The sequence below is a fragment of the Roseibium porphyridii genome (assembly GCF_026191725.2).
In the GTDB taxonomy this organism is placed as follows: domain Bacteria; phylum Pseudomonadota; class Alphaproteobacteria; order Rhizobiales; family Stappiaceae; genus Roseibium; species Roseibium porphyridii.
This window is the reverse complement of the sequence record NZ_CP120863.1, coordinates 2,428,091-2,444,449: the sequence shown is the minus strand read 5'-3', so window position 1 is coordinate 2,444,449 and position 16,359 is coordinate 2,428,091. Positions and strand designations below refer to the sequence as shown.

At 54.6% G+C, this 16,359-nt stretch carries 16 protein-coding genes; 6 read left to right on the top strand and 10 right to left on the bottom strand.

Going from position 1 to position 16,359, the window contains the following annotated elements; genetic code table 11:
• Position 1 precedes the first annotated feature (1 nt).
• Genes K1718_RS11405 through K1718_RS11385 form a run of 5 tightly spaced genes read right to left on the bottom strand, consistent with a single transcriptional unit; the run spans position 2 to position 5,055 of the window.
• A complete protein-coding gene (locus K1718_RS11405; protein WP_265684482.1) occupies positions 2-880 on the bottom strand; it encodes an ABC transporter permease in 879 nt (292 codons plus the stop codon).
• Positions 877-1,884, bottom strand: a complete 1,008-nt coding sequence (locus K1718_RS11400) for an ABC transporter permease (protein WP_265684481.1) — start codon at positions 1,882-1,884, stop codon at positions 877-879. The genes K1718_RS11405 and K1718_RS11400 overlap by 4 nt, the downstream gene beginning before the upstream one ends.
• Complete coding sequence (locus K1718_RS11395) at positions 1,878-2,684, bottom strand: ABC transporter ATP-binding protein (protein WP_265684480.1); 807 nt, start codon at positions 2,682-2,684, stop codon at positions 1,878-1,880. Before K1718_RS11395 ends, K1718_RS11400 begins: the two co-directional genes overlap by 7 nt.
• A 9-nt stretch (positions 2,685-2,693) precedes the next feature.
• Entirely contained in the window at positions 2,694-3,497 is an 804-nt protein-coding gene (locus K1718_RS11390) for an ABC transporter ATP-binding protein (protein WP_265684479.1), read from the bottom strand.
• Entirely contained in the window at positions 3,487-5,055 is a 1,569-nt protein-coding gene (locus K1718_RS11385; RefSeq protein WP_265684478.1) for an ABC transporter substrate-binding protein, read from the bottom strand. The genes K1718_RS11390 and K1718_RS11385 overlap by 11 nt, the downstream gene beginning before the upstream one ends.
• Before the next feature lie 194 nt (positions 5,056-5,249).
• Here K1718_RS11385 and K1718_RS11380 point away from each other — a divergent pair, with 194 nt between their 5' ends.
• Positions 5,250-5,714, top strand: coding sequence for a GNAT family N-acetyltransferase (locus K1718_RS11380; RefSeq protein WP_265684477.1), 465 nt, complete (start codon positions 5,250-5,252; stop codon positions 5,712-5,714).
• Between the two features lie 164 nt (positions 5,715-5,878).
• On the opposite strand, the gene K1718_RS11375 is transcribed toward K1718_RS11380, so the two are convergent.
• The gene (locus K1718_RS11375) at positions 5,879-6,889 is read right to left on the bottom strand and encodes a class 1 fructose-bisphosphatase (protein ID WP_265684476.1); all 1,011 of its coding nucleotides are present in this window, start codon (positions 6,887-6,889) and stop codon (positions 5,879-5,881) included.
• A gap of 249 nt (positions 6,890-7,138) precedes the next feature.
• On the opposite strand from K1718_RS11375, the gene K1718_RS11370 reads away from it, so the two are divergent.
• From K1718_RS11370 to K1718_RS11360, 3 genes are read left to right on the top strand one after another with little or no spacing between them, the layout of a single operon-like run.
• Positions 7,139-7,747 carry an ABC transporter ATP-binding protein gene (locus K1718_RS11370; protein WP_265684475.1) on the top strand — a complete coding sequence of 203 codons (609 nt, stop codon included), beginning with the start codon at positions 7,139-7,141 and terminating at the stop codon, positions 7,745-7,747.
• A complete protein-coding gene (locus K1718_RS11365; protein ID WP_265684474.1) occupies positions 7,744-8,550 on the top strand; it encodes an ABC transporter permease in 807 nt (268 codons plus the stop codon). The genes K1718_RS11370 and K1718_RS11365 overlap by 4 nt, the downstream gene beginning before the upstream one ends.
• Positions 8,547-9,185 carry a glutathione S-transferase family protein gene (locus tag K1718_RS11360; protein ID WP_265684473.1) on the top strand — a complete coding sequence of 213 codons (639 nt, stop codon included), beginning with the start codon at positions 8,547-8,549 and terminating at the stop codon, positions 9,183-9,185. The genes K1718_RS11365 and K1718_RS11360 overlap by 4 nt, the downstream gene beginning before the upstream one ends.
• 54 nt (positions 9,186-9,239) lie before the next feature.
• Here K1718_RS11360 and K1718_RS11355 read toward each other — a convergent pair whose 3' ends face one another.
• The gene (locus K1718_RS11355; protein ID WP_152501023.1) at positions 9,240-9,941 is read right to left on the bottom strand and encodes an aspartate/glutamate racemase family protein; all 702 of its coding nucleotides are present in this window, start codon (positions 9,939-9,941) and stop codon (positions 9,240-9,242) included.
• A 48-nt stretch (positions 9,942-9,989) separates the two neighbouring features.
• Between K1718_RS11355 and K1718_RS11350 the strand changes: the two genes are divergently transcribed.
• A complete protein-coding gene (locus K1718_RS11350; RefSeq protein WP_265684472.1) occupies positions 9,990-10,463 on the top strand; it encodes a hypothetical protein in 474 nt (157 codons plus the stop codon).
• On the opposite strand, the gene K1718_RS11345 is transcribed toward K1718_RS11350, so the two are convergent.
• On the bottom strand, positions 10,457-11,749 hold the full coding sequence (locus K1718_RS11345; protein WP_265684471.1) for a cyclic nucleotide-gated ion channel: 1,293 nt from the start codon (positions 11,747-11,749) through the stop codon (positions 10,457-10,459). The two genes, K1718_RS11350 and K1718_RS11345, sit on opposite strands and share 7 nt — an antisense overlap.
• Before the next feature lie 214 nt (positions 11,750-11,963).
• On the opposite strand from K1718_RS11345, the gene K1718_RS11340 reads away from it, so the two are divergent.
• Positions 11,964-12,089, top strand: a complete 126-nt coding sequence (locus tag K1718_RS11340) for a hypothetical protein (RefSeq protein WP_256366685.1) — start codon at positions 11,964-11,966, stop codon at positions 12,087-12,089.
• Between the two features lie 86 nt (positions 12,090-12,175).
• Here K1718_RS11340 and alaS read toward each other — a convergent pair whose 3' ends face one another.
• Together alaS and recA are read right to left on the bottom strand one after the other, a co-directional pair.
• Positions 12,176-14,833 (bottom strand): alanine--tRNA ligase, encoded by a 2,658-nt coding sequence (gene alaS, locus K1718_RS11335; RefSeq protein ID WP_265684470.1) that lies wholly within the window; start codon positions 14,831-14,833, stop codon positions 12,176-12,178.
• Between the two features lie 318 nt (positions 14,834-15,151).
• Positions 15,152-16,222 (bottom strand): recombinase RecA, encoded by a 1,071-nt coding sequence (gene recA / locus K1718_RS11330; protein ID WP_152501020.1) that lies wholly within the window; start codon positions 16,220-16,222, stop codon positions 15,152-15,154.
• Positions 16,223-16,359 lie beyond the last annotated feature (137 nt).

Genomic DNA, 16,359 nt, shown 5'->3' with positions numbered 1-16,359 from the left:
GCTAGTCCGCTGCGACCCCGTTGCTGCCCAGGAGGTCACGCAACCGGTCCCCGGTTAAATTGATGGAAAGAACGGCGACGAGGATCGCAAGTCCCGGAAAGATCATCAGATACGGAGCCGTTTGCATGTAGGCCTTGCCATCCAGCAACATTGCCCCCCATTCCGCATTCGGAGGCTGAACTCCAAATCCCAGGAAACTCAGTCCGGAAATGGACAAAATGGTTCTGGACCAGGCATTGGTCCAAAGCACCAGCAGACTTGGCCCGATATTCGGCAAGATGTGACGCCATAGAATTCGGTAGGAAGGCAGTCCGTTCAGCCTGGCCTGCACAACGAAATCTCGGTGCGCCAGATCAACGCTAAGACTGCGTACCAAACGGGCAAACTTCATCCAGCCAACCAATATCAGCGCCAACACCATATTTGTGGTGCTTGGTCCCAGAACACCTGCGATCGTGACCGCTGCTATCAATTCCGGAAACGCAAAAAAACTGTCGGTGACCCGCATCAGTGTCACATCGGCAGCCCGCCCGAAATGACCCGCAACTAGACCGATTGCTGTTCCCACAATCGCGCCGACAATCGTAATGAGAAATGCCAGTCCTATCGACCAGACACCACCATAAAGCAGTCTTGTCGCAACATCTCTTCCAAGCTGATCCGTGCCTAGCCAATGGCTTGTGGACGGTGGTGACAGCCGTTCCAGAAAATTGGGTTCATTCGGAGCGTAGGGCGACAACAAGAAGCCTGCGGCAACGGCAAACAGAAAGATCAGAAGTGAAAGTCCAAGCCGGATGAGAAACCGTTTCAGATCCAGTTCCTGTTTCGACTTTAGAGTGTCCACTGCTTCCAGAAAACCCACATCCGCCTGCACCGTCATGATCGTGCCTCACCGGAAGGAACAGACTGTTGATGGGACCAGATGGAAACTCGCGGGTCCATGATTTCTTGAAGGATTTCAATCATTGAATTGATGAAGACATAAACCAGCGCCGAAAACAGCACCAGGAACAGAACCATAGGGTAGTCGCGAGACAAAACGGATCCCGCCAGAAGCGATCCGATGCCTCCGCGCGCGAATGTCAACTCAACGATGACCGTCCCCTCAAGGAGACTGGCAATATCCAAGCCGATCATGGTGAGCGCCGGAACCGACGCGTGGCGAAGAATGTGTCGCCAGAAGATTTCGGCTTCGCTGACGCCGCGCAGTCGAAGCGTTTCGATGTAGGGAGCAGCTTTTGCTTCAAGAAAAAACGCACGCAGAAGCCGTGTCTGTGATGCAGTGATCCAGAATGCAAGCGTGAGAGCCGGCAGAACCAAATGCGATGGCGATCCGGTTCCGTATGCTGGAAGCCAGTTCAGATGTGCGGCAAACAGCAAGATCAACAACAGACCGAGCCAATAATTCGGCATGGCCGCGCCGATCGATGCCAAAGCAACAGATGCCCTGTCAAACATGCTGCCAGGTCGCCAGACTGCGATCGAACTCAGAGCGAACGCGAAAAACAGCCCAATAACAAGCGCTGTTGCCGTCAGCGAAAGTGTTTCAGCTGCATTGCCGACAAATATGTCCCACACCGGCGTATTTGAAGCAAAGGAGTTCCCGAAGTCCCCTTGGATAAAACGGTAAAGCCATTGAAAGAACTGGACAAAAAAAGGTTCGTTCAGCGAGAATTCTTCGCGGATTCCATCCAGAATTTCTGGCGGAAACCCTTGCACATCCGGGTAGCGAGCATGTGCAATCGCTGAGGCTTTATCGCCGGGCGCAAAATACGTCATGGTAAAAGTGATGAGGCTGACGCCAAACAGAACACACAGCAGCCCTGCAAGACGACGGCCCAGCGCAAGAATGAAGGCGACTACCTTCGATCTGGTATTCAGCATGATATTGCGGCCTTTGATCCAGACACTTTCGCAACGGTTTCCGGCAAACCTCCCAATTCGTGGGCAGCCGCAATCAATTCTCGGCAATAGTCGCTTTCGGGAGCTTGGAAAAACATCTCGGCAGACTGATTGGCCTCAACCTTGCCGCCACGCAAAACAAGCATGTGATCTGCATAAGCTGCAGCGAACCCAAGATCGTGAGTCACAATCACAAAGGTGATGTCAAACCGTGTCTGTATCCGCTTCATTGTCGCGGCGATCTGCTTTTGTACAATGGCATCAAGCGCGCTCAGTGGTTCATCGAAAAAAATCAGGTCCGGGCGAGCAATCAGCGCGCGTGCGAGACACGCCCGCTGTGCCTGACCCATGGAAACCTGTGCAGGACGTCGCTTTGCCATTTCCGCAGGCAGTTCAACATCGGCAAGTGCCGCCGATATGGCCGCCTTGAGTTCCAGGGGCTTCAGCTTTTGAGCAAAAACGCTCTCGCCGATCGAGAGGCCAAGCGGCAACTTCGGATTAAGGGCGGAGAGCGGGTCCTGCATCACCCACCGACTGCCGGGCAATCCCACACGCCCCTTCCAATATTCCTTAAGCGAAATGGAAGGACCATTTTTCGGCCGGAACATAAGGCTGTCGAACGTCGCAGGCATCAGTCCGTTCACGGCACGCAGTAAGCTGCTCTTTCCTGAGCCGCTTTCGCCGACAACACAAAGTGTTTGTCCACGCGGCAGATCGAAGGAGACTTCCTCCAAAATCGATTTACCATGCAGTTGCAATTGCAGTTTTTCGACACGAAGCATTTGACTAATTTATTCGGCGGCGACGGAATCTGCCGCTTTTTGGTGTACGGAAAAGTTCCAGTCGCGATGATTTACCAGCAATTGCCCATACGTTGTTTCTGGCGCACGCAGCAATTCTCGGGTTTCACCGAATTCCACAACCTGACCAGACGTCATGATCGCTGTGCGGTTTGCATGTTGCGCTGCCAACGCCAGATCATGTGTGACAATCAAAAGCGCAACTTCATGCTTGTGGGCATAAGCCATGACTGACCGCAGAACCTGGGCGGCAATCAATGGATCCAATGCCGAAGTAGGCTCATCGAGGATCAGCAAACTCGGTTCACCGAGAAGTGCCATTCCCACCAGCAGACGCTGCTGCATGCCACGGCTCCATTGATGTGGAAACCGGCCATGGAAGGAGCCAAGCCCAAGTTCTCTCAGGAGCTCTTGTTGCGAGGCGGAAAAATCCTTGCTTCCGGTAACGGCACGGGCAGTCTGGCGCCATTGCCACTGGAGGCGTTTGAGCGGGTCAAAACCATGGTCCGGGTTCTGAGGGACATAGGCGATGCCCTTCGGCTTTCCGGTGCGGCCTGCGGACCCGAATTCCCTCGTTACTCCATCAAAGGTCAAGAACCCACCAACTGGTTCCGCCGGGCGTCGCAACCCCATCAGGCAACGCAAAAGTGTTGATTTACCGGCTCCCGAACCTCCGACAATTGCGACGCATTCGCCCTTTTCGACATCGAAACTCACATCATCAAGCACCACCTGCCGACCGATACGGGCCGACAGGTTCTGCACTTTCAGAAGGTTTTTTGCTTCAGTCTGCAAGTGTGAGATCCGGGGTAACGAGGTAAGTCTCGGCTGGGTGGATCTTGTATCCTTCCACTTTTCCGTTTCCGACTGAAACCTGAGTTTTATGAAACACCGGGATCAACGGCAGGTCTTCGTTGATGATTTCCTGAATGCGGTCGTAATACCCTTTGCGCACTTCGTCGTCGAAGCTCTCCCGGCCCTTTTTGAGAAGCTCATCAAGCTCTGAGTTGGAGTAGCCGGAAAAATTGTATCCAACCCCTGATTCAACAAGCGTACTTGGGAAATAGTTTGGATCGCCGAGCGGTGCGGTCCCCCAGGCTTGAAGGTGCATTTGAATTTCACCTGCCTTGAGTGCCTCGTTGTTGGCGTCATATTCAGCCATGGAAATCTCGGACTTGATCCCGATCTGCTGCAACAGGGCCTGGGCAATTTCCAGCGTCGGACGCAGGGCAGCACGGCCCTCGTAGGAGCGAATTTTCAGGGAAATCTCGGCGCCATCCAATTCGCGGTTTCCGTCGCCATTGGTATCCTTGATGCCAGCCTCGTCCAGCAGGGTCGCAGCTTCTTCAGGGGCATAGGGCAGTGAAAGATTGGTGTTTGCCCAAGATGCCATGGACGCGGGAAAAATACTGTTGGCCACTTCTCCACCGACACCGCTCAACGAGGCAGCAACGATCGTTTCACGGTCGAGACCAAGTGAAATCGCCTTGCGAAGGGCATCATTGGAAAGTGGACCATCGGCGGTCCGGACCTGAAAGAAGAACAGCCGGGTGGTCGGGTTGGAAAATAGCTGCCCCTCCCCCTTCTCTTTCAATTTGGCAAAGTCAGGCTCAGGGTAATTGGTTACAAGATCCACGTCTCCGGCTTGCAGGGCGAGTGCTGCAACAGAGGGATCAGACAGAGCGTCCATAACGATGGTGTCGAGCTTAGGCTCTCCGCCCCAATAGTCTGTAAACTTCCTGGTCTGATAGGATTTTTCCGTTTCGGCAGAAACAAAAACAAATGGACCGGTGCCAATCAACGGCAACTCATCAGTGCCTTCTTTCATCACGGCAGCTGAAGGTTCAGTCAGCGACCACAGGAATGCGGAATTTGGAGACTTGGTCTTGAACACCAATGTGTTCTCGTTCTCCACCGTAATGGTTTCCAGCCCAAGCAATTTTGACAAGCGCGGATTGTGGCCCGGGTGACCCTCCACATCCATTTTTTCAAACGACGCTTTGACATCGCTTGCTGTCATAGGCGTGCCATCGTGAAACTTCACGTCGGTTCGAAGTGTCAGTTTCCACTCTGTTGGGGAAACGTTTTCGAAGCTCTCGGCAAGCCTTGGCTGCATGGTCATGTCATGCGCCAGGCCAATCAGCGTTTCGGAAACACCAGCGCGATTGCTGAGCCATCCGTTTTGACGGGCTCTGGGGTCCGGCACGGTGCTCTTTGGGCCGAAAGGCACAGCAATACGCAGGTTTTTGTCGGCCGCAAGAGCTGTTTGAGCAGGTGTTGCAACGGCCATCGCTGCGACGGCTCCCATGCCCACAAAGGCTGCAATTGCAAGTTTGTTTTTCCGCTTTGGCAAGATCGACTCCAGAATAAAACATGACTGACGGATGCCACAATGCGTATCCGTTATAACATTACATTGCAAAGAAAAATTTCGGGAAATTTTGATCTCTTCGGGTTATCAAAAGTACGAGCATTCTAGCCGTGCATCTCGGCCCGGAACCAGTTCCTCCAAATGAACAGAACACCATTCGCGAGAGATCACGCACAATGACAAAACCATCGATCAGCTCAACCACAAAAGACGACGTTCCGGCACTGCAATTGGTGCTGGACCAGACCGAGCTGTTTCCAAGTGAAATGCTCCCGGAGATGCTTGGCCCTTCACTGGCGGGAGACACGGAAGCCTTTTGGCTCACATGTCACCTTGACGGAAAGCCTGTGGGTTTTTGCTTCACGGTTCCAGAAGAACTGGCAGATGGAACCTGGAACATGCTGGCACTCGCTGTTCGTCCGGACTTGCAGGGCAAGGGATTGGGAACAGCACTTGTCAGGGCCGCTGAAAGTCATCTCAAAGGCAAAGGTCAACGCATCCTGGTGGTCGAAACGTCAGGGACAGATGACTTCGCAGCCACCCGGAAATTTTATGTTCAAAATGGCTACGACAAAGAAGCACGCATCCGCGACTTCTGGGCACCGGGAGACGACAAGGTGGTATACAGGAAAGCGCTCTGACACAGGCTGACCCTTTCATCACGCACTCCTTAAAGGACTTTTTGAGTTCCCTCTGCCGAAGGTACATGATCCAGAGGCGTCATCACTTGCTAAAGCCATGTGACGCCGAACTTGAAGCAACTGCCTTGGTTGTCTTCAGTTCGGACGCCAGCTTGGAACAGGCCTCAGGTCTGTTCCGCGTAGTAGCTTTCAATCAATTCGACTTCGTTTCGACAGCCCATGATCACCGAAATGCGCTGATGATGGGATTGAGGCTGAACACCCAGAATACGTTCTCTGCCGGTAGATGCGCGTCCCCCGGCCTGCTCGACAATGAAACTCATGGGATTGGCTTCATACAATAGCCTGAGCTTGCCGCCTGTTTGTTCGTTTTCAGCGTCAACGGGATAAAGAAAGACCCCGCCCCGGGTAAGGATCCTGTGGATTTCAGCCACCATCGAGGCTGTCCAACGCATGTTGAACGACTTTTGTCTCGGGCCATTTTCACCCTTGATACATTCCTCGACATATCGCCGGATTGTCTCGTCCCAATGACGCCAACGGGATGCATTGATGGCAAATTCCTCGGTCGAGTCTGGCAGACACATATCCGGGAAGGTCAAGAGAAACTCACCCGTTCCCATCTTGTGCGTGAACCCCTGGACACCCTTGCCGGTCGAAAACACGAGCGATGTGGAAGGGCCGTAGAGCGAGTATCCGGCAAAGACCTGTTTTGTACCCTTCAGCAGAACCACTTCGTTCGTCAGCGTTTCTATGTCCTGCTCAAGCTCGACAACCGAAAATATGGAACCGACGGAGAGGTTCACATTCAGGTTCGAGGAACCGTCAAGCGGGTCGAAATAAACCAGATAGTCTCCGGCCTTGGGAGTTTCCTTCAGCCAGATTACATCGTCCATTTCTTCTGACACGAGGGCCGCAACACGCTGACAATTCGAGCAATGACTGAGGAACACGTCATTTGCGATGACATCCAGCTGTTTCTGGGTTTCGCCTTGAATGTTGGATGTTTCGGTTGCGCCCAGGATGTCGAGAAACGGGCCATTGCGGATTTGGTGCGATATTATCCGGCACGACGTTGCAATATCCTCGACAAGTAGCGTCAGGTCCTGATCGAGCCCATGTTCCTTCTGCATTTGAAGAAGATATTTGCGAAGTGTCGTGTGTTCCAATGTCATGGACTGCCCAGTTCTGAAGTGCAATTTTCATCGAACGGCCACCTTTTTAAAGGGCGGTCCGGTCCTCTCGGGCGGAGCATAGCAGCAGCGTCCCTTCGCGCCAGCCGGAATTGCTTCAATCAAAGGTCGCCAATCTCAGGATCAACAGGTCTCCCACACATACCTTCCAGGTCAGTCAAAACGCAACGTGTCCGATTGCTCCTTTCCACCACCCGGGATAGGCTGCGCGCTCGAGAGAGGACGTAACTGGTGCTAATCATTGACGAGCTGAAGACATCTCTGATTGGCCCAATCAACCTTGTGCTGGAAGATGGGAGCTGCACCGCCATTTCCGGTCCTTCCGGTGCCGGAAAGTCTCTGTTTTTGAGGGCACTGGCCGATCTGGATGAAAGCAGCGGAACAATCACGCTGAATGGCAGAGATCGTGAACGATTTTCTGCACCCGATTGGCGACGCAAAGTGGCGTATGTACCCGCGGAGAGCGGCTGGTGGTCGGAACGCGTAGCAGATCATTTTCAACCCACCCCAGAACTTGTCAAACAACTTGCTGCCGTCGGCCTGGAAGAAGCTTCAGGCTGGGAGGTCTCCAGGCTGTCGACGGGTGAACGTCAACGTCTGGCACTTGTTCGCGCCTTGCAGATTGACCCGGAAATCCTCCTGCTTGACGAACCAACATCCGCCCTCGATCCGCCGTCGGTTGCCAAGGTGGAACTGCTCCTAAAAGAGAGGGTCGCAGCTGGACGCACCATCTTGCTCGTTACGCACGACCCCGAGCAATCGATCCGTCTAAAGGCTGACTGCGTTCATATGGAGGGCGGAAGATTGTTGAAACGTGACCTCCACGAGGAGGCCTCATGAACACTTATCAGGTTCTATCCTATTGGGATCTCGTGGCCGCCTCGGTGTTCCTGCTGCTGAATGCCATCCTTTCCATACTCCTCGACCTGGGTCTGACCCGGACCCTGCTGGTCTCGGCGCTGCGCATGACCGTGCAGTTGATTCTGGTCGGGCTGGTGTTGAAGCTGATCTTCTTTGCCGGGTCGTTGTACTGGACAATGCTGGTGGCGGCTGTCATGGGCGTCTTTGCAGGGCGCGAGATATGGGTCCGCCAGGATCGTCGCCTCAAGGGTCTTTGGGGCCCAGGCCTTGGGGCAGGTGCAATGCTGATATCCGGAGCACTTGTTACACTTTACGGTCTTGCCGGGCAGATCCGTCCTGACCCCGTCTGGCAACCCCAATATGCGCTCCCTCTTTTCGGAATGATCCTCGGAAACACGATGACAGGCGTCAGCCTTGGTCTTGATACGCTTCATACAGCACTGGCCAAAGGCAAGCGTGAAGTTGAGGCGCAGCTTCTCCTCGGTCGCAGCCGCTGGGAAGCGACACGCCCTTTCGCCAGGCAGGCACTTCGGTCAGGTTTCACGCCGATTATCAACGCAATGGCGGCGACGGGCGTTGTGTCCCTTCCCGGAATGATGACAGGTCAGATCCTTTCGGGTGTCGATCCGCAAGAAGCGGTAAAGTACCAGCTCCTGGTCATGTTCTTGTTGGGAGGGGCAACCGGTCTCGGCGTACTCGGGGCTACATATGGCAGTATTTGGCGGCTGACCGACACACGGCACAGGCTTAGGCTCGACCGACTAAGCGGAGGAACATCATGATTGAACTCTTCGGAGCAGACTATTCCGTTTATGTCCGTTCTGCACGGTTGGCGCTGGAGGAAAAGGGCCTGTCCTACGACCTGACACCCATCGATATCTTTGCCTCCGAGGGGCCATCGTCGGAGTATCAGTCACTGCACCCGTTCGGTAAAATCCCGTTGTTGAAGGACGGTGATTTTCATCTCTATGAGACAACGGCCATCCTGCGTTATGTGGACGAGGCTTTCGATGGCCCTACCCTTCAGCCTGCGACCCCGAAGCTCCGCGCCGGGATGACACAGATCCTGTCTATCCTGGATGCATATGCTTATCGGACGCTGGTCTGGGACATTTACGTGGAACGGGTGGTCAAGACACGCGATGGAGCCCCTGCCGACGAGGTCAAAATCGCGTCGGCGCTTGGTCCGGCCAGAACCGTGCTGGCCGCCCTTGAAACGCTTATTGAGGGCGAACCGTTCCTTCTTGGTGAGCTCCCCAGTCTCGCCGATTGTCATGCAGCGCCAATGCTATCCCTGTTCGAGATCGCAGAAGAAGGAGACTTGCTGCTCAAAAGCACTCCTCGACTGGCGGCCTGGCTATCCTTCTTCAAATCCAGAGCGAGTTTTCAGGCAACAGCTCCTGTTCGGACAGATTGACCAAGGCGGTTGCAAGCACTGTTCCCGGTCTTTCTGCTGCCCGAACCATTGATCTCAAGTCGATTGAGACAGAGCGAAATCAAGGGCAGCCCTGACATGAAGCACGGTCGTATCAAAGGCCGGAATGGAGAAGTCTTCTGGTCTTACGAGTAGTCCGATTTCCGTGCAGCCGAATATGACCGCGTCAGCTCCGCCGCCGACCTCCTTTTCAACGATATCCAAAAAGGTTTGTTTGGAATCGGCCCAGACTTCTCCCCGGCAAAGTTCCTCATAGATAATCCGGTGAACCTCAGCCCTGTCGTTCGGTTCGGGAATGCGCACTTCGATGCCGTGGCGCTCTCGCAGATGGCCCTTGTAAAAGTCTTGTTCCATCGTGTAACCGGTTGCCAGTAGAAGCGGTGTCCGGCACTCCGCTTCAGTTATGGCCGGGGCTGTTGCATCTGCAATGTGAATAAGCGGCACAGCGCTCGCAGCCTGAACATCATCGGCCATTTTGTGCATTGTGTTGGTGCAGATCACCAGGCACTCCGCGCCACCTCTTTCAAGCCGTTCCGCCGCCGCGATCATCATTTGTGTCGCCAGCTGCCAATCGCCCCTCGCTTGTGCGGCTTCAATCTCTGCAAAATCGAACGACCACAGCAGGCACTCCGCAGAATGCAGGCCACCCAGCCGTTCTCGCGTCAGGCGATTGAGCAACTGATAATAGATGGATGTGCTTTCCCAGCTCATTCCACCGAGCAAACCGATGGTTTTCATGGTAGCGTCTCGCCTGCTTTCTAATCTTCTGGATAGACGGAGACTGCCGTGCTTGAATCAATTTCTCAAGAAATCTCTTTTTTCAAACTAAAGCAATTGGTTACGAAGATTTCTGCAAGTCTTGTTCTTCTCGTTTGCCTTGGTATCCAAGCAGGAGCCCAGTCCGTCTACGAGCCTGCCCGGGGCACTCCGGAACGCGGCGATATTCTCAATGCGGTACGCCCGATGCTGGAGGCACGGGTCGGGCCACCTGTCGAGTTTGTGGTCGACTGGATGCGCGCCGGCAACGGATGGGCATTTGTCCAGGTCAGCCCGCAAAGACCGGGTGGAGGCACCATTGATCTGAGAAGCACCACATATGCGCAGCAGGCCGAATATATGGACGGACTTGCCACATTCGCGCTACTCCGTTTTCAGTACAACCGTTGGAATCTGATTGACTTTGTCGTCGGCCCAACTGACGTGTTCTGGCACGGCGATCCACTCTATGGCCGCCTCCCCCAAGGGCTGGTTCCCTACTGAGCAGGATCCTTGTCCTGCCCGGCTTCATCTTTTGAAAAAAGCTCAGGCTCCGGCTCTGTACGCGCATCCTCGCCTGCCGCAAAGACGCCAGCTTGCTGGAGCTCTTCTTCGGCAAGTTCTCCCAGAACCTTTTTGCCCGCCAGTGCCCGTTCCCGCGCTTCGTCCATGATCTTCTTGGCAAGCGCTTCATCCCGGTCCATGAGCTGCCTCAGCGCTTCAGCTTCCAGTACAAGAAGCTGACAGTCGCTGTAGGCTGATACCGTTGCCGTCCGCCGGGTCTGATTGATAAGAGCGAGTTCGCCGAAGAAGCTTCCTTCACCGAGGTAAACCGTATCGTGGGGCAGCTTGATTTCAACCTCTCCATCAGAAATGAAATACATCCTGTCGGCGACGTCGCCCCGATCGGCAATTGTCATGCCCTTGCGCACGCTTTGTGCCTGAAGAAGCTTGGAAACTTCCGCAATTTCCGTCGCCTTGAGGTCTTCAAACAGGGGCACACGCGCCACCATGGACCAGGTGACGACGAAATCCCGGCTGTGTATTTCCCTCGCAAATGCTGAGGCGATGATGCCCACCGGCAAGGCAATGAGACCATAACCAAGCAGCATGACGAAGCTGCCGACCATCTTTCCTAGATTGCTGACAGGCACAACATCGCCATAGCCAACCGTGGTGACGGTGGTGATGGCCCAATACATGCCATGAAGGATGCTGCGAAACTTCTCTGGCTGATCATCGTGTTCGATCAGGTACATGGTGGTCGCCGCAAGCAGGATAACCCCCATAATGATCATGGTCGAACCGAGCAATGCCCGACGCTCATTGGCCACGGCAGAAATTAGCGATCTGAGTGCGGGCGAATAGCGCGCCAGTTTCAGGAACCGGAGCAGACGCAAAATGATGACAACCACCACCGCCTGGTTGGGCAAGAACAGCACAAACAAAAGCGGCAGTGCACCAATCAGATCAACCAGCGCATCGGGGTGAACCGCATAGCGAAGGCGCGCACGGATCGGCCCGTAACGGCGCAGCGGCGGATGCAGATCGGCAACATAGAGACGCAAGATATATTCGACCAGGAAGATAAAGCCGCTTCCGAGTTGGAGAAACCGCAGATGTTCCCCGAAACCGAGCCTTACCTGCGGCACGGTTTCGAACACGGCCAAGACGATATTGAAGATGATCAGAAAAACGAGAAAATGGCGCAAGAAACGAGCCGCAAGCTTTCGTTTGCCTGTGTCTTCAAGCACTTCATAGAGCGCTCGCTTGAATTCTTGGCGCGTCACCCGCGTACTCCGGTGTCTTTTGCGATCCTGAAAAAGGAATAGCCGAAGAATGGTTTCAGACAAAGCGCTCTTGCTTGCGCAGCTGTTTGCTCACCGACCACTTCACGAAGACTACGCGAAGCCGTGAGCTAAAATGGTATCAACGTGATTGGGCAAATTTGTCGCAGCCCCCATCTTTAGAAGGGTAAGCAAAACACTCAATAAGGAGACGAACATGACTATCGAAACTGACAAGGCTAGAGCTGCGGAGACTTCGCCGCACCATGTCGTACTGAAAATGCTTTTGGTATCCACCTTGCTGGCAGCCGCCTCTCTTGCAGCTGTTGCAATGGTTCACTGACTAAAACCCATCACAAGACTTTTTCTCATGAAAAAAGCGTGCCCATTGGCACGCTTTTTCATTTTCAGCAGTCGTTCCGGCAAGACCTACAAAGCCGACAAATGGCTTTCAATCGCACCAATTGCGCTTTCCGCCTTGGAACCATCCGGCCCACCGGCCTGTGCCATGTCGGGCCGTCCGCCGCCTCCGCGTCCGCCAAGGGCTTCTGATCCGAGCCTCACCAGATCAACAGCACTGACCTTGTCGGTCAGGTCTTTTGTAACCGCTGTGACAATTGCAGCCTTGCCATCGTCGGCCACATTGATCAGAACAACGACCCCCGAACCGAGCTGAGCCTTGGCATCATCAGCCATGCCCTTCAGATCCTTGGGGTTGATGCCTTCGACCGTGCGCGCCATCAGCTTGTAGGCACCAGCGTCCTTGACCGGCGCGCCTTCCGAGCCACCGCCACCCATGGCAAGTTTCTTCTTGGCATCGGCCAGTTCTTTTTCCAGGCGCCGACGCTCTTCCACCAGCTGCGCTACGCGGCCGGGCACGTCATCGGCAGACGTCTTCAGGATACCGGCAACCTCACGCATACGCTTGTCCTGTGCATCCAGGTAGGTTCTTGCCTCAGCACCGGTCAGTGCCTCTATCCGACGCACGCCTGCCGCAACCGCTCCTTCAGAGACGAGCGTGACCAGCCCGATATCACCAGTGCGGTTCACATGGGTGCCACCGCACAATTCAAGCGAATAGGGTTTGCCTTCCTTGGCACCGTGCAGCGCTGTCCCCATCGAAACAACGCGCACTTCTTCGCCGTATTTCTCACCAAACAGGGCCATGGCGCCGGCCTCGATCGCATCGTCGACTGCCATCAGCCTCGTGTCGACCGACGCGTTTTGAAGCACGATTTCGTTGGCATAGGTCTCAACAGTCGACAGTTCCTCATCACTCATGGGCTTAGGATGAGAAAAATCAAACCTAAGCCGCTCCGGTGTGACCAGCGAACCTTTCTGTGCAACGTGATTTCCCAGGACTTCGCGCAGTGCTTCATGGACAAGGTGCGTTGCCGAGTGGTTGGCGCGGATCCCGGTGCGTCGGCCGTGATCCACCTTCAGCTCAAGCGCAAGACCGGGTACCAACGTCCCCTCTTCCACCGTAACGGAGTGAACGAACAGGCCGTCGGCTTTTTTCTGGGTGTTCGTGACGGTTGCTCTGACACCATTTGTCAGAACCACGCCGGTGTCGCCGACCTGTCCACCGCTTTCGCCGTAGAACGGCGTCTGGTTCAGCACCATGAAACCATTCTGGCCAGCTGTCAGTTCAGCCACCTCAGCGTCCTCAGACGCAAGGCCCGCAACGACCCCTTCGGCAATCTCGGTCTCGTAGCCCAAGAAGTCGGTCGCGCCGTATTTTTCCTTCATGGCGAACCAGATCGTCTCTGTCGCCGCACCGCCGGCACCGGACCATGCAGCACGCGCTTCTGCTTTTTGGCGCTCCATGGCTGTGTCAAACCCGTCCGTGTCGACGGAAATTTCTCTTGCGCGCAGAGCGTCTTGGGTCAGATCAAGCGGGAAACCATAAGTGTCATAGAGCTTGAATGCCGTTTCCCCATCGAGCTCACCGCCAGCTGAGAGATCCTGCGTAGCGCTGTCGAGCAAGCCAAGGCCCCGCTCAAGCGTTTTACGGAAGCGCGTTTCTTCCAGCTTCAGTGTTTCAGTGATCAGGTCTTCTGCCCGGCCAAGTTCCGGGTAGGCCCGACCCATTTCTCGTACAAGAGCTGGCACCAGCTTGTGCATCAGCGGTTCGCTTGCTCCCAGAAGATGGGCATGGCGCATTCCACGGCGCATGATCCGGCGCAGCACATATCCGCGGCCTTCGTTGGATGGCAAAACACCATCGGCAATCAGGAAGCTGGTCGAGCGCAGATGATCGGCAATTACCCTGTGACTGCCCAGCGCATCCCCTTCCGCATCAACACCGGTCGCGTTTTCGGAGGCAGCAATCAATGCCCTGAAAAGATCGATGTCATAGTTGTTGTGAACACCTTGCATGACCGCTGCAATGCGCTCGATTCCCATTCCGGTGTCGATTGACGGGCTCGGCAGGTTGAGACGTTTTTCAGGCGTTTGTTCATACTGCATGAAAACCAGATTCCAGATCTCGATGAACCTGTCGCCATCTTCCTCTGGTGTTCCTGGAGGACCGCCCCAGACATGGTCGCCGTGGTCGTAAAAGATTTCCGAGCACGGACCACACGGGCCGGTGTCGCCCATGGACCAGAAATTGTCAGAGGTCGGAATGCGGATGATCTTGTCGTCGCCAAGACCGGCAATCTTCTTCCAAAGATCAAACGCCTGATCGTCTTCGGCATAAACCGTCACCAACAGCTTGTCCGCCGGTAGACCATACTCCTTGGTGATCAGGTTCCACGCCAGCTCAATAGCCCGATCCTTGAAATAGTCACCAAAGGAGAAGTTTCCGAGCATTTCGAAAAACGTATGATGGCGTGCGGTATACCCGACATTGTCGAGGTCGTTATGCTTTCCGCCTGCGCGCACACACTTTTGCGATGTCGCTGCACGCTGATAATCCCGTTTTTCCAAACCTGTGAAAACGTTTTTGAACTGGTTCATTCCCGCGTTCGCAAACATCAATGTCGGATCGTTCCGCGGTACCAGCGGACCGGAGGCGACCACCTCGTGATCGTTCTTCTTGAAGTAGTCCAGGAAGGCGGTGCGAATTTCGTTTACGCCGGTCATACGGGTCTCACATCGGTCTGAGCCCGGGGATGCGGGCCAGTTAATTGGCTTTCAAAAATTGCAGGCCCCCAGATTGGGGTACCGGCCGGAACAGCCTTTTAACTTTGACCTACAAACCTGTCCAGCAGTTGCGAGGACGCACGCTCTGAGAACCGGCGGATTTGAACGTCGCGACCGGAAATCTTCTGACCGTGCTGAAGGCAAATGCAACGACGAAACAACAAAACCCCTCCTTGTTCGTCAAGGAGGGGTTCCACATTTTGCTTATCAGACATAGTCCCGACTGCGAAAGGCTTCAGGGAGCAGAGGAAAGGAAACTCAATCCTCGTCTTCTTCTGCACCGCCTTCCGGGTCGATGATTGCTTCTGCGATAAGTCCCGCATTCTGGCGAATTGCCAATTCAATCTCGTCAGCAATCTCCGGATTATCCTTCAGAAACTGTTTGGCATTTTCACGGCCCTGGCCAAGCCGCTGACTGTTATAGGAGAACCAGGCCCCGGACTTTTCGACAATATTGCCTTTAACACCAAGGTCGATCAGTTCACCGGTTTTGGAAACACCTTCACCATAGACGATATCGAACTCAACCTGCCGGAAAGGAGGCGCAAGCTTGTTCTTGACCACCTTGACGCGCGTCTGGTTTCCGACCACCTCGTCCCGATCCTTGATTGCGCCGATGCGACGGATATCAAGACGAACCGAGGAATAGAATTTCAATGCATTACCGCCCGTCGTTGTCTCGGGCGAGCCGAACATGACACCGATCTTCATCCGGATCTGGTTGATGAAGATAACCATGCAGTTCGACTTGGAAATCGATGCTGTCAGCTTGCGAAGCGCCTGGCTCATCAGGCGCGCTTGCATGCCCGGAAGACTGTCACCCATTTCCCCTTCCAGCTCTGCCTTGGGGGTCAGAGCTGCAACGGAGTCGATGACCAGAACATCAATTGCCCCGGAACGGACAAGCGTGTCGCAGATCTCAAGCGCCTGCTCACCAGCGTCTGGCTGGGAGATCAAAAGGTTGTCGATATCGACACCGAGCTTGCGGGCATAAACAGGATCCAGCGCGTGCTCTGCATCAACGAAGGCACAAATGCCGCCGTTCTTCTGGGCCTCGGCAACTGTGTGAAGTGCAAGCGTGGTCTTACCGGACGATTCCGGACCATAGATCTCAACGATACGTCCACGCGGCAGCCCGCCAATACCCAGCGCGATATCCAAACCGAGCGACCCGGTTGAGACAGACTGTATCTCGACAGCTTGCCTCTGACCCATACGCATGATGGAGCCTTTACCAAAGGCTCTTTCGATCTGGCTCAGCGCTGCATCCAGCGCTTTTGTCTTATCCATCTGGCTGCTTTCTACGAGACGAAGTGTACTTTGTGACATGGTTCACGCTCCTTATTCCACGATGGACGTGCCGTTTCAATGAGAGCTTTGTACACTTTTTGTTCTCACTTGACAAGTCGGCGAAACCGATTGGTATTAAAACAGAAATGCATGTTTGTTTCCAATATGTTCTCATG